The 12,661-nt window shown below is 44.6% G+C and carries 11 protein-coding genes and 1 pseudogene; 1 reads left to right on the top strand and 11 read right to left on the bottom strand.

Going from position 1 to position 12,661, the window contains the following annotated elements:
• The first annotated feature begins 1 nt into the window (after window position 1).
• Window positions 2-786, top strand: a pseudogene (locus tag OCV52_RS08255) (GGDEF domain-containing protein).
• A gap of 125 nt (window positions 787-911) precedes the next feature.
• Here the strand turns inward: OCV52_RS08255 and cobB are convergent.
• From cobB to OCV52_RS08200, 11 genes are all read right to left on the bottom strand, one after another.
• Entirely contained in the window at window positions 912-1,646 is a 735-nt protein-coding gene (gene cobB / locus OCV52_RS08250) for a Sir2 family NAD+-dependent deacetylase (protein ID WP_137406448.1), read from the bottom strand.
• Between the two features lie 260 nt (window positions 1,647-1,906).
• On the bottom strand, window positions 1,907-3,127 hold the full coding sequence (locus OCV52_RS08245) for an ammonium transporter (protein WP_137406447.1): 1,221 nt from the start codon (window positions 3,125-3,127) through the stop codon (window positions 1,907-1,909).
• A 375-nt stretch (window positions 3,128-3,502) separates the two neighbouring features.
• Window positions 3,503-3,919, bottom strand: a complete 417-nt coding sequence (locus OCV52_RS08240) for a hypothetical protein (RefSeq protein WP_137406446.1) — start codon at window positions 3,917-3,919, stop codon at window positions 3,503-3,505.
• Window positions 3,903-4,976 carry a formate dehydrogenase subunit gamma gene (locus OCV52_RS08235; RefSeq protein ID WP_137406445.1) on the bottom strand — a complete coding sequence of 358 codons (1,074 nt, stop codon included), beginning with the start codon at window positions 4,974-4,976 and terminating at the stop codon, window positions 3,903-3,905. The genes OCV52_RS08240 and OCV52_RS08235 overlap by 17 nt, the downstream gene beginning before the upstream one ends.
• Window positions 4,977-4,989: 13 nt before the next feature.
• Window positions 4,990-5,598 carry a formate dehydrogenase FDH3 subunit beta gene (gene fdh3B, locus OCV52_RS08230; RefSeq protein WP_137406444.1) on the bottom strand — a complete coding sequence of 203 codons (609 nt, stop codon included), beginning with the start codon at window positions 5,596-5,598 and terminating at the stop codon, window positions 4,990-4,992.
• A gap of 11 nt (window positions 5,599-5,609) precedes the next feature.
• Window positions 5,610-8,465, bottom strand: a complete 2,856-nt coding sequence (locus OCV52_RS08225) for a formate dehydrogenase subunit alpha (RefSeq protein ID WP_137406443.1) — start codon at window positions 8,463-8,465, stop codon at window positions 5,610-5,612.
• Between the two features lie 10 nt (window positions 8,466-8,475).
• Complete coding sequence (locus OCV52_RS08220) at window positions 8,476-8,676, bottom strand: twin-arginine translocation signal domain-containing protein (RefSeq protein WP_170222406.1); 201 nt, start codon at window positions 8,674-8,676, stop codon at window positions 8,476-8,478.
• A 78-nt stretch (window positions 8,677-8,754) separates the two neighbouring features.
• The gene (locus OCV52_RS08215) at window positions 8,755-9,393 is read right to left on the bottom strand and encodes a TorD/DmsD family molecular chaperone (RefSeq protein WP_137406441.1); all 639 of its coding nucleotides are present in this window, start codon (window positions 9,391-9,393) and stop codon (window positions 8,755-8,757) included.
• A 9-nt stretch (window positions 9,394-9,402) separates the two neighbouring features.
• Window positions 9,403-11,070, bottom strand: a complete 1,668-nt coding sequence (locus tag OCV52_RS08210; RefSeq protein WP_137406440.1) for a 4Fe-4S dicluster domain-containing protein — start codon at window positions 11,068-11,070, stop codon at window positions 9,403-9,405.
• 301 nt (window positions 11,071-11,371) lie between these two features.
• Window positions 11,372-12,019, bottom strand: coding sequence for a DUF3306 domain-containing protein (locus OCV52_RS08205; protein ID WP_137406439.1), 648 nt, complete (start codon window positions 12,017-12,019; stop codon window positions 11,372-11,374).
• A complete protein-coding gene (locus tag OCV52_RS08200) occupies window positions 12,009-12,470 on the bottom strand; it encodes a DUF3305 domain-containing protein (protein WP_102424329.1) in 462 nt (153 codons plus the stop codon). The genes OCV52_RS08205 and OCV52_RS08200 overlap by 11 nt, the downstream gene beginning before the upstream one ends.
• Between the last annotated feature and the right edge of the window lie 191 nt (window positions 12,471-12,661).

Raw genomic sequence — 12,661 nt, 5'->3', positions numbered from 1 at the left:
TATGAATGCGAACCCTATTCTACTGATTGTGACTCTGATGCTTGTGGCGTCATTTTTGATGTTAGCCTTGAGCTCGTTCATCCACATAGATTCTAATTACGACCTGTTTTTCGAAACCAACACCCTCGTGATTACGATGTATATCTACTACGTTGCTCGTCACGCCATTCGCCCGCACAAAATCCTTCGCTATGGTGCTCTACTACTCATTTTTAACCTATTTTATGATGTCACCACTGAGCTTAAATACCTCGACGAATGGCTGACAGAAACGAGTTAATCGACACCTTTCTAGAAGATGGCTTGTTGCAGATAGCCTTCCTACTTCTTGCCTATGGCATTACTGAACTTACCCAATTGAAAGATCAAAGTAAGCAAGATGAGCTAACGGGTTTATACAATCGTAAAAAGTTCGATGCAATCAAACTGAAAGAGTTCGAGCTCATCTACTTCGATTTAGATGGATTGAAAAAGGTGAATGACCGCAAAGGCCACAAGGTTGGTGACTTAATGATTGTGCGCTTCTCTCAAGCATTAAGCCAAACCGTTTTAGAAGATGAAATGGTATTTCGTGTGGGTGGCGATGAGTTCGTCGCGACTGCACAATTGGGGCGTGGCGGCGAGTTCGTGAGCCAAGTCAGTAATCTGCTTCATGGTGAAAATATCTCTTTCTCTTACGGTATTGAAGTGACGAATCAAGAGAATTTTCAACAAGCGTTGGAAGAATCAGATAAAGCCATGTATGCGATGAAGGAAGCTCGACGCTCCGTCACTGCAGACGTTTAATTGGCACAAGGCAAGATTTCAAACCGTCAGAAAAACAAAAAACAAACACCTTTCTGAGCGCTTATTTGCATTCAGATATGTGTTTGCTTCCTTTTTATGTTCGTTCGACAGTGTGGCAGTATTGATTAAGCGGTTAATGAGCCTCTCTCAACCGACAATAGCTCACTCACCAGTTTTGGTACTTCGATACTGGCTTTGCCGTAGCGCTTCTCTTCAAATTCACTCTCAACCGCACTTGGTTCAAGGTTTATCTCTATCGTGTGTGCGCCATGCATTTTAGCGTCATGTACAAACCCCGCAGCTGGATACACAACACCAGATGTACCAATCGAAATAAACAGATCGGCTTCTTCAAGAGCTGAATAGATGTCACCCATTCTTAGCGGCATTTCACCAAACCAAACGATGTGTGGACGCATTTGTGCCGGGATTTGGCAACAATGACAAAGCTCACCCGTTTCGATATCGTCTTTGTGCTCTACAACTTGATTAGACTCACTGCAACGCGCTTTCAACAATTCACCATGCATGTGAATAATGTTGTTACTACCGCCTCTCTCGTGCAAGTTGTCGATGTTTTGCGTGATGATAGTAACGTTGCCATCAAGTTTCTCTTCAAGCTCGCCTAGTGCCTTGTGAGCGGCATTTGGCAAGATGCTCTCGCTTTGTAAGTCGTGACGACGTTTGTTATAGAAGGCTTGTACAAGGTCTGGATCTTTTGCGAATCCTTCAGGCGTCGCGACGTCTTCGATTTTATGGTTTTCCCATAGCCCGTCTTGTGCTCGGAATGTTTGTATCCCCGACTCCGCAGAAATGCCGGCACCAGTAAGAATTACGATATTTCGATATGGGAAATGCATATAACGTCCTTTTCAATATGTCACTTTGTAACAGCTTAGCACTGTTCAAATTCCAACAATAGTTTTGGGGATTAGACCATAGTCTTACCCAACTGAATTCATTAGCTATTTGTGACATAACTCGCTTGTCGTTTGCCTTCTCTTCTCAAAAACACACTCACACTGATTTCGATAAATGCAAAAAAGCGGCCGGAGCCGCTTAGTAATGATTCAAAGGTAATTTACTTATAGTGATTTAAAAATCACACAACCCATAAAAGCTAGTCTTCATTGATAGAAGAGATCTTATGGATTGAAAGATCCGCACCGTTGAACTCGTCTTCTTCGTTTAAGCGCAACCCTGTCATTTTGCTCAATACGCCGTATACGATTAACGCGCCGATGAGAGCAACAGCAACACCTGCTACTGTACCAACTACCTGAGAGGCAAAGCTTACGCCGCCTAGGCCCCAAAAAACTTGTTGGCCGAAGATACCTGCAGCAATACCACCCCAGGCGCCACATACGCCGTGTAGAGGCCATACACCCAATACATCATCAATCTGTGTTTTGTTTTGCATGTAAGTAAATAGGTAAACAAACAAAGCGCCCGCCACGCCGCCAGTAATCAGAGCGCCTAATGGGTGCATTAAGTCTGACCCTGCACAAATTGCTACTAAGCCAGCCAAAGGACCATTGTGAATGAAGCCTGGGTCATTTTTACCTGCAACAAGAGCGGCAAGAATACCACCGACCATTGCCATCAGTGAGTTCATCGCTACCAAGCCACTAATACCGTTGATAGCCTGTGCTGACATTACGTTAAACCCAAACCAACCGACACATAAGATCCACGCGCCCAATGCTAGGAAAGGAATGTTCGATGGTGCGAAGTTGGTATGTTTACCTGCACGAATGCGGCCTTTACGCATTCCTAAGAAGTAAACTGCAACCAAAGCGATCCAACCGCCAACGCCGTGAACCACGACAGAACCCGCAAAGTCATGGAATCCATAACCAAATTGACCTTCTAGCCAATCTTGGAAGCCAAAGTTACCGTTCCAAATGATGCCTTCGAAAAATGGGTAGACGAAACCAACGGTAAATAATGTTGCAATTAGGATTGGATAGAAACGCGCACGTTCCGCGATACCACCAGAAACTATTGCAGGTATTGCTGCTGCAAAGGTCATTAGGAAAAAGAACTTAACCAATTCGTACCCATTACCTTGGGACAATGTTTCTGCGTCGGCAAAAAAGTGCGCGCCGTAAGCCACCCAATAACCGATAAAGAAATAAGCGATGGCGGAGACACCAAAGTCTGAAAGGATCTTAACCAGCGCGTTGACTTGGTTCTTCTTTCGCACAGTACCGACTTCGAGAAAAGCAAAGCCAGCGTGCATCAAGAAGACCATGATCGCGCCGAGTAAGAGGAATAAAGTATCTGAACTTTGGGTAAGGGTTTGTACTGCACTATGAACTTGAGTCACCGTTTCACTCATTAAAGCATTCTCCTTCGCTTTATCTGATTTGCACTGATATCGTGCGATCCAATGTTGTAATTAATTAAAGACTCAACAGTGAAGGCAAGATGTGTTCCAAGTGCGAAGGGTAATTTTCGTGCAACAGATTTTATTTTTAAATTACTGATTATTATTGACTAAATATTTAGGTGCACTTTTATGGATCTTGAAAATCGAAAAAATCACAGCGACAATTGCACCAAATGAGGGAGTTGCACCATATTGAAGCGGTCAATAATTAGGTTCTGAACCAGAGAGTGGCTGCGACTATTTACGGTTCGAGAGGCTTAAAACAAAAAGCCCAGTGAATCGATCACTGGGCTTTGCTTGCAAGCTTTAGCTAATGCACTGGCGTTACAGGTTTGGTCCTGTAGACGGGTTTTGCGGTAAGTTTTGACTTAAACGTTGCATACCTTGATACATACGGATAAACCAAACCACAATAGCGATACCACCAAACAAAATACCTACGTACGGAATGTAGTAAGCGATATCATCGATAATATGGTTTTGATACCAGTAATCGTTCACGCCGATTAACACGCCGTTTGAGGTTGCTACCGTTACGATAAGAACCACAAAGAAGGTTAGGTTCAAGAAGAACGAGCGGATTAAGCCATAGTAATGCGTATCAACGACTTCGCCGTCTTCGCCTTTATCCAAACGATAGCCCGCGTAGATAATTGCAATCACACCAGAGATAAGACAAGTAAATGGTGTGAAACAGCTTAGGATGTAAGCAACCCAAATACCTTTATGAGGTTTGTTCATTCTTATTCACCTCTTCACTCTTCTCTGTTGCGACATTAGCGTTTTGTTCAACACCGTTTTTCTCTTGTTCCATTACTTCGTTGTACCAAAGGTCATGGTGCTCTTTCGCCCAGGTTTCATCAACTTCACCGGTTACCATGCCTTCTAGTGCGCCTTCCATACCGAACAGGCCGATATAGATATGGAACACAAAACCACAGATAAGGATCAGAGCTGCCAACATATGAACTAAGTTTGAAAGCTCCATATCACGGCGAGTTTGACCAAAGATTGGGAAGTCCAATACCAAACCACTGATTGCAGCGACACTACCCATAACGATAAGTAGCCAAAACAGCGCTTTTTCACCGGCATTTGAGAACTCTGCAGACGGGTGAGAACCTTTATGCTTCCCTACCATACCGCCAAGTTTCAAGAACCACTGGATATCCACTTTCTTAAAGATCGACTTGCGCCACCACTTGATAAGAACAGCCATCAACAGCACATAGAAAATTGGGCCGATGTAGTTATGGTATTGCTTAGCCAGTAGAACGATGAAGCCCCATAGATCCGTTGGGATGTATGGTTTCAAGAAGTGTTTACCGTAAACCAACATCAAACCACTGAACGCCAGTGTTAAGAAGGTAAACGCCATGCTCCAGTGCAATGCACGGTCAAGTCGAGACCAACGTTTGATCTTACTGCCTGTTCTTGGTGCACTTAGCATTAGCGGGCCAATCACAAAGTACATCAGAGTGACAAAAGCAATACTGCCAAAGATAGCCACGGCACCGGCTGGTGACATCCACTTCTCTTTTAGTATGTACCAAGTTTGACCTGGAGTACTGATGAGTACGCCATGCTCAGGAGACTGAGATGTGGTGTAACCTGATTGTCCATCTCTAACTTGTCGCCAGTAATCCGCACCAGCAAGTTGAACCACTTCTCTTTCAGCTGAGCTTGCTTGAGTTTGTGATGAGTTCGTCTCAGATGCATGACTCATAGGAGAAAGCATTGTTAGTGCTGCCAACATTGGCAGCACAACAAGGAAGAGACGCTTAAACATTGTAAGCATATGTCTCTCCTACTTAGCTCTTAGTTGCGTCGTAAGACAGGTCATTACCGTCTGTCCAACCCGCGCCTTTCGCACCACGTTCAACAACACGCTGACGGAAAACATCAGAAACCTTCTCTGCGTCACCCGCAAGCAGTGCTTTGGTAGAACATAGTGAAGCACACATTGGAAGCTTACCTTCAGCAATACGGTTCGCACCGTACTTCTGACGCTCTTCTACAGAACCTGGCTCTGTTTCTGGGCCGCCAGCACAGAAGGTACATTTGTCCATCTTACCGCGCTCACCAAATGCTTCCTGTTTAGGGAATTGAGGTGCGCCAAACGGACAAGCAAACAAGCAGTAACCACAACCGATACAAAGATCTTTGTTGTGAAGCACGATGCCGTCTTCTGTATGTTCAAAACAGTCTGCAGGACACACTGCCATACATGGTGCATCAGTACAGTGCATACACGCTACTGAGATTGAGTTTTCACCCGGTTCGCCACCGTTCAATGTCACAACGCGACGACGTTGAATACCCCATTCCAGAGCATCATCATTTTCATTCTTACATGCAGTGACACAACCGTTACATTCGATACAACGCTTGGTGTCACAAAGAAATTTCATTCTAGCCATTTTAAGACTCCTTACGCTTTACGAATATTACAAAGGGTTACTTTCGTTTCCTGCATCAAGGTGACAGGGTCGTAACCATAAGTGGTTGCTGTGTTAGCAGCTTCACCAATAACGTAAGGATCAGTGCCTTCTGGGTATTTAGAACGCAAATCTTCGCCTTGGAACTTACCACCGAAGTGGAATGGGATGAATGCCAGACCCGGTTTCACACGACGTGTAACCATCGCTTTCACCTTAATACGGCCCTTCTCTGCACCCTCAACCCAAACATCGTCACCGTCTTTAAAGCCGATGTCGTTTGCATCTTTCGGGTTCACTTCAACAAACATCTCTTGCTGTAGTTCTGCTAGCCAAGGGTTAGAACGGGTTTCTTCACCACCACCTTCGTACTCAACCAAACGACCAGAGGTCAGGATAATCGGGTATTCGCCAGATTTGTCTTGCTCTTGAATCGACTTGTAAAGCGTAGGAACACGGAAGATAGCTTCTTTGTCGTCCCACGTTGGGTAATCAGCAACTAGGTCGCGACGTGGCGTGTAAAGTGGCTCACGGTGCAGTGGTACACGGTCTGGGAATGTCCAAACAATCGCACGTGCTTTCGCATTACCAAATGGGATACAGCCGTGTTTAATTGCCACACGTTGGATACCACCTGAAACGTCAGTCTTCCAGTTTTTGCCTTCAGCAGCCGCTTTCTCTTCTGCAGTTAGATCATCCCACCAACCCAGTTGTTTCAGTAGTTTGTCACTGAACTCTGGGTAGCCGTCTTTGATCTCACAGCCTTTCGAGTAGCTGTCTTCTGCCAACAGGCTTTGACCTTCAAACTCAACACCGAAACGAGTACGGAAGTTACCACCACCTTCAGCAACCGTCTTAGAGGTATCGTAAAGGATGTGTGTACCAGGGTGTTTCATCTCTGGTGTGCCCCAACATGGCCAAGGTAGACCGTAAGTCTCGCCATTTGCTGGACCGCCTTCTGCTTCTAGAGACGTTTTGTGGAACGTATGCCAGTTCTGTTGGTGCTCTTTCAAGCGTTCAGGGCTTTGACCTGTGTAACCAATCGTCCACATACCTTTGTTGAATTCACGTGTAATGTCTTCAATCAGAGGTTGGTTGTTCTCAACACGAATGTTCTTGAACAGCTGATCAGAGAAACCAAGCTTCTTAGAAAGCAGGTACATGATTTCGTGGTCAGGTTTAGATTCGAACAGAGGCTCAACGACTTTGTCACGCCATTGTAGAGAACGGTTTGACGCCGTTACACTGCCGTAGGTTTCAAATTGAGTCGTTGCTGGTAGCAGGTAAACGCCGTCTGTACGATCGTTCATTACCGCTGCAACCGTTGGGTATGGGTCAACAATAACCATCATATCCAGCTTCTGCATCGCCTTCTTCATCTCTGGACCACGCGTCTGAGAGTTCACTGCGTGACCCCAGTAGAACATCGCGCGGATGTTTTCGCGTTGACGAATCTTGTCTTTGTCTTCAAGTACGCCATCAACCCAACGAGATACAGGAATACCTGCACTGTTCATTGGTTTTTGACCACCGTATGCGTTGTCGTCGAAACGGCCTTTAACCCAGTCAAAGTCGATATCCCAAACTTTTGACCAGTGACGCCAAGAACCTTCAGACAAGCCGTAGTAGCCTGGAAGTGTGTCAGAAAGTACGCCAAGGTCAGTTGCGCCCTGTACGTTATCGTGACCACGGAAGATGTTTGCACCGCCGCCTGATTTACCGATGTTACCTAGCGCAAGCTCAAGTACACAGTAAGCACGTGTGTTGTTGTTACCAGTCGTGTGCTGAGTACCACCCATACACCAAACGATACAACCCGGACGGTTTTCAGAAAGTAGTTTCGCTGTGTGGTATACGTCTTTTTCACTAACACCAGTTACACGTTCAACTTCTGCTGGGCTCCATTTCGCTACTTCTTCACGGATCTCGTCCATGCCGAATACACGTTGTTTAATGAACTCTTTGTCTTCCCATTGGTTTGCAAAGACGTGCCATAACACACCCCAGATAAACGCAACGTCAGAACCTGGACGAAGAGAAACGTAGTGATCTGATTTCGCAGCAGTACGCGTACGACGAGGATCCGCAACAACGATCTTACAGTTGTTCTTCTCTTTCGCGATCAAGATGTGTTGCATCGCTACTGGGTGAGCTTCTGCTGGGTTTGAACCAATGAACAGCATCGATTTACAGTTGTGCATGTCATTGAACGAGTTTGTCATTGCACCGTAACCCCAAGTGTTCGCAACACCGGCTACTGTGGTTGAGTGACAAATACGTGCTTGGTGGTCGACGTTGTTCGTGCCCCAAAGCGACGCCATCTTACGGAATGCGTAAGCTTGCTCGTTACTGTGTTTCGCACTACCTAGGAAGTAAACTGAATCAGGACCAGACTCTTTACGAAGTTCTAGCGCTTTGTCACCGATCTCTTCAATCGCTTGTTCCCAAGAAAGCTTCTTCCACTTACCGCCTTCCAATTTCATTGGGTACTTAAGACGACGTTCACCGTGGCCGTGCTCACGAAGTGCTGCACCTTTCGCACAGTGTCCACCAGCGTTGAATGGGTGATCGAACGCAGGCTCTTGACCTGTCCAAACACCGTTTTGAACTTCAGCGTAGATACCACAGCCCACAGAACAGTGAGAACAGATAGTACGTTTTACTTCTGTTTTCGCTTCTGGGTCGACTGATTTAGCCTGTGCTTTCTTCATCATGCCTGGTGCAAATAGACTTGCGCCTACGACTGCGCCACCAGCAGCTAATGAAGTATTTTTCATGAAGGCACGTCGAGACACACCTAGCTGATTGGTTTCTTTGCTCACACTATCGGAGCGTTTGACAAGTTTCATCCGTTATCTCCTAAAGTGTGTCGTAGTAATCGCGAATGTGTTGCGTTTCACGATAGCCAGTCTTCTTCACGTCTTCTTTCGAAATTTCAACAGTTTCTGAAGCGGTTGCCACTTTAGTTGTACCTGCGACAACGGCACCAGCAACGGCTGCAGTCGTCAAGCCTTTGAGTAGATCCCTACGGCTTGTGTTTATATCTTTATTATTTTTCATCATTGCTTCCTTACCTTACGGTAGATCTTTTTTTGGAGGCTTAATGCCCCTCTATCGATATAATCGCGTACTGCTCGATTACTCGTAATCAGTGACGTTTTTCACATCAATCTTTAATTTGTGCTTACTGCTTTTTGTATTCACGCTAAAACGCACTTGTTCTAACGTTAAGAATGCTTCACAAAGCTGAGCGGCCGATTTGTAGAAGTTCGCGCTTTCTGCACCTGCAAGCTGACGCGTGAAAGAGTTAAACCAAGGACCAAGGTGCTTATTGAATACCGCTTGTTGCAGTGCTTCTTCCTCAGCCGTTAGCATCGCCATCACTTCACAAAGCGCTGCGATGTGGTCTTCTGGCTCTTTCACTTGATCATCACGTTCAATGCCTAAAAGCTCTAAATCATGACGAATGTCAGCCAATGGTTTTTCCATCATGGCGCCCGTGCGATGCCAAGAACCAAATGGAACGACCTCTCCGCGACCAATGCCGATGAACAAGTCTTGATATTCATCTTCCAGTGCTTCGCGGTTTGATTCTGTTGCTGCTTGTTGAATGGCAATCCAAGCTTTCTGCATTGCGCTTTCTGACGATTCAATATCGAGCGTTTTTAGAAAGTCGATCACCTCTTCAGAAGGTGCGCTACGAAACAGTGCAGATAGAACTAAATAAATCTCAGTTCTTAGTGTCTGTTCTTGTGCCTGATCCAAATTCGTTTCCAAGGCTAACTCCTAGTATTTCAATTGTTTCAATGGGTCTTGAGCCATTGAATCAAACATATCCACTACACGGCAGTCTTCACACATAGCAATACGATTAATCGCTGCTTCATCTGAAAAGTGAGAGTGACCGCGTAACTTGTTCTGTAGCATGTCAATCATAGACTGAGGCGCAAATGGTTTATGGCAACGTACACATTCAGCTGCTTTCTCTTCATGAATCACAACCGCTTTCTGACGCTCTTCTTTCACCCAGTTCATACGAGGCGTAAGAGTCAGAACATTTTCAGGACATGCCTTCTCACACAGGCCACATTGAATACAGTCTTGTTCTACAAACTTAAGAGATGGAGAAGCTCCGTCGGTATGAAGTGCACGTGTTGGACATACAGCCACACAACTCATACACAACGTACAATCTTTGCTATCACACGAAACGTTTCCGTATGGAGCGTTTGACGGAAGCTCAACAATATTCTCAACAGGAATACGAGCTGAAGACATTGCATCAAGTGCTGTGAATAGACGTTGACGCTTATTACCTTGAAGATCGCCAAGTGCAAGGTCGAACGAATCCACACAAAGTGTTGGAGGACCTTCACGTAGAGATTCTAAGTACAGAATATCGATGGTTTCTTTCGGAATACCGATTTGGTCTAGTAGTTCTTGAGCAATCCCTACTTCGTTATTCAGAACACGAATGATCGTTTCTGGCATAAAGCGAGATGCTGCAAACAGAACTTGAGTCGCACCATTAACCAATGCTGCAAACCAAGTATCGATACCAATAGATGGCAACTCTTCGACAACAATAGGAATCACGTTATCTGGTAGCGCTTTAAGAGCCATCACATTGTAGGTTTCATGACGTGAACTACAGATAAGCACAATTGGGTCCAAACCGCCCGCTTGCTCGTAGTTAGCTAGCGTACGTTCAATGAATTTTTGAGTATCATCAGGATTAGGCAATGCGTAAGAGATAGCTTCTGTCGGACAGCTCGTTGCACAAGTACCTACGCCTTGGCATAGATAAGGGTTGATCTCAATCTTGTGACCCGTCTTATCAGAGCCTTCACTTGAAAGTGCGCCAGCAGGACAAGCATCAACACAACGCTCACAACTTTTAACACCACGAGAACTGTGTGCACATAGGTCTGTATCCAAACGGAAGAACTTAGGCTTATCAAACGTGCCCATTAACGTAGGAATCTCTTCTAACGCTTCAGCCAGCTTTGGATAACCGCGCCCTACCGGGTAATAACCAGGAACTGGCACTTCTTCTGTCATGCAGCTATTCAGACATAAATCCAAAACCACATCAAAACAGTCATGATTGATTGCTACTTTCGCAAGGTTATTGGTTAGGCCTTTGTTCTCGATTAGAACTTCGAACGTACCAAGGAATCCAGAAACCTGAACAGCATTTGCGTAGTAAAGCTCTGACTCAGCATTTTTCGCTTTCGCACCGTCTGTTGAAAGTAGTGTCAGGCTTGTTAACTGAGGCAATTGAGCCGCAGCACTTTCAATGATCGCAGTTGGACCAATAATTAGCGTATTACCACCACTTTCATAACTTACTGTCGGTGGAATTAGGTTTGTTAACTCAACGGTATTCTCAAACGCATACAGTCTCGCCTTTGCGTTATTTGAAGTTGCTTGTTCTAATAATTGTTTAAGCATTGCTCAGTTCCATTTTTGGATATGGATAATCTGTTCAATCTTCATTGTAGTTAGCGTTGGAGAACTTGCTGAGTATTCAGTTAACAACGTATGGTCTCGTTAACTATTCATTCACTCGTCAAGTTTACGCGAGTTATCTACAAAAAAGTCGATAATGGACTAGTTTTAGCAAATGCCGTGCCAATTTAATAATTCAATATTTTCAATGGATTAGATTAAATTTAAATCGATTTTGATAATAAAAAAACCGCTTGGGACATTTTGTCGCAAGCGGTTCATTGAGTGTTTAGTCAAAATGTACCTATTCTTTGTGTGGTATATTTTGTCCCACCTCTTTTGGGTCATTTTCGATAACATCGGTGTCGAAATTATTCGATACTGTGTTTCTACACAGTCCTTTTTGTTGTCCCGTAATTTCGTCACTTTCAACAAGATCTGATTCCGTGTCTTCAGCGTTGTTAACTGAAACTTCTTCTTTATTTTCAGTGACTTGCTCTTCTTCGCTTGACGTTTCTTCTTCTGCCTTCTCTTTTACCCAATCACGTAAGCTTTCAGCGACATCTTCAGAAAGTGACTTAAGATTACTATAATCGTCATCGTAATCGTCTAAGCCATCACGTACGTTAAACTCTTCTGAGAGAAATAATTTACGCAATGCGGCTTTTTTTACGCTTTCTGATGCTTCTGATACCAATAATTGAGCCATAGACAGCTCTTCAGTCGCCTCTGATGCCGACTCTTTAGTGTCAGCAGACTCTTCTAAAGCATTAGTTGGCTCGATAGAGGTTGGTTCATTTGGTGCAAGTCCTTCAGCAGAGGTGGGTGTTTGAGAAGCAGGCTCAGAAGAAGTAACCGAGGTTTCTTCAACAGGCTGTTCAGCTTCGAGCGCTTTGTCAGTCGATTCATCGAGCTTTCGTTGAGACCAACGGCTAAAAAAGTTAGTTGCCATTAGAACGACCTGCCCCTTTACGCTTCTTGCGTCTTGCTTCTAATAATTCGCCATGACGACCGATAAAGGCTTCCATCCACGCTTGTACCGGTAAAGGCATGTCGTAAGACAATACTTGGTTATCTCCGTCCATGTACTGGCCTGCGACTGTTTGTGACGCTGTCAGTAATTGAATAATAGGTTTACCGGAGTCAACATTATCCATAACTAAGAATAGCTTAGGTTGCTGAGAGCTTAGATTAAAGCGGTAGTCGGTACGTTCGTCTTTGTGTAACTGGAGCAAACATACGTCTGGGGTTTCATTTTCAGGTGATAATTCAAAACCGATGAGTTCCCATTGAGTCGTTACCCAAATGCCAGTTTTGATCTCTTTCTCTATTCTTTGGACACCTATTGGCCAAGCTGATTCTGTTTTTTCATAGTGTTCTTGGAATTCTTTTATCTCAGACATACTGCACCCAATTGATTTTCTTTATTCTGATCGTACGTAGGACATTTTGTACTTCGCATAATCATATACCCTCTACAAAGCAATAAACACGCCAATACATTTTAAGTCCTGCTCAGTCTTTAGTGCGTTTGTCGTAAAGTTACCTTTATAACGTTAGTCGATCGCGCTGGTTTGAGACAGTTAGTCTCGGT

This window comes from Vibrio chagasii (assembly GCF_024347355.1).
GTDB lineage: Bacteria > Pseudomonadota > Gammaproteobacteria > Enterobacterales > Vibrionaceae > Vibrio > Vibrio chagasii.
This window is presented reverse-complemented; position numbering and strand designations above follow the sequence as displayed.

What these genes read in the sequence shown, in the direction of transcription:
- cobB (WP_137406448.1), bottom strand. Translation starts at nt 1,646, where the DNA reads ATGCATTTCCCATATCGAAATATCGTAATTCTTACTGGTGCCGGCATT.
- OCV52_RS08245 (WP_137406447.1), bottom strand. Translation starts at nt 3,127, where the DNA reads ATGAGTGAAACGGTGACTCAAGTTCATAGTGCAGTACAAACCCTTACC.
- OCV52_RS08240 (WP_137406446.1), bottom strand. Translation starts at nt 3,919, where the DNA reads ATGAACAAACCTCATAAAGGTATTTGGGTTGCTTACATCCTAAGCTGT.
- OCV52_RS08235 (WP_137406445.1), bottom strand. Translation starts at nt 4,976, where the DNA reads ATGCTTACAATGTTTAAGCGTCTCTTCCTTGTTGTGCTGCCAATGTTG.
- fdh3B (WP_137406444.1), bottom strand. Translation starts at nt 5,598, where the DNA reads ATGGCTAGAATGAAATTTCTTTGTGACACCAAGCGTTGTATCGAATGT.
- OCV52_RS08225 (WP_137406443.1), bottom strand. Translation starts at nt 8,465, where the DNA reads ATGAAACTTGTCAAACGCTCCGATAGTGTGAGCAAAGAAACCAATCAG.
- OCV52_RS08220 (WP_170222406.1), bottom strand. Translation starts at nt 8,676, where the DNA reads ATGAAAAATAATAAAGATATAAACACAAGCCGTAGGGATCTACTCAAA.
- OCV52_RS08210 (WP_137406440.1), bottom strand. Translation starts at nt 11,070, where the DNA reads ATGCTTAAACAATTATTAGAACAAGCAACTTCAAATAACGCAAAGGCG.
- OCV52_RS08205 (WP_137406439.1), bottom strand. Translation starts at nt 12,019, where the DNA reads ATGGCAACTAACTTTTTTAGCCGTTGGTCTCAACGAAAGCTCGATGAA.
- OCV52_RS08200 (WP_102424329.1), bottom strand. Translation starts at nt 12,470, where the DNA reads ATGTCTGAGATAAAAGAATTCCAAGAACACTATGAAAAAACAGAATCA.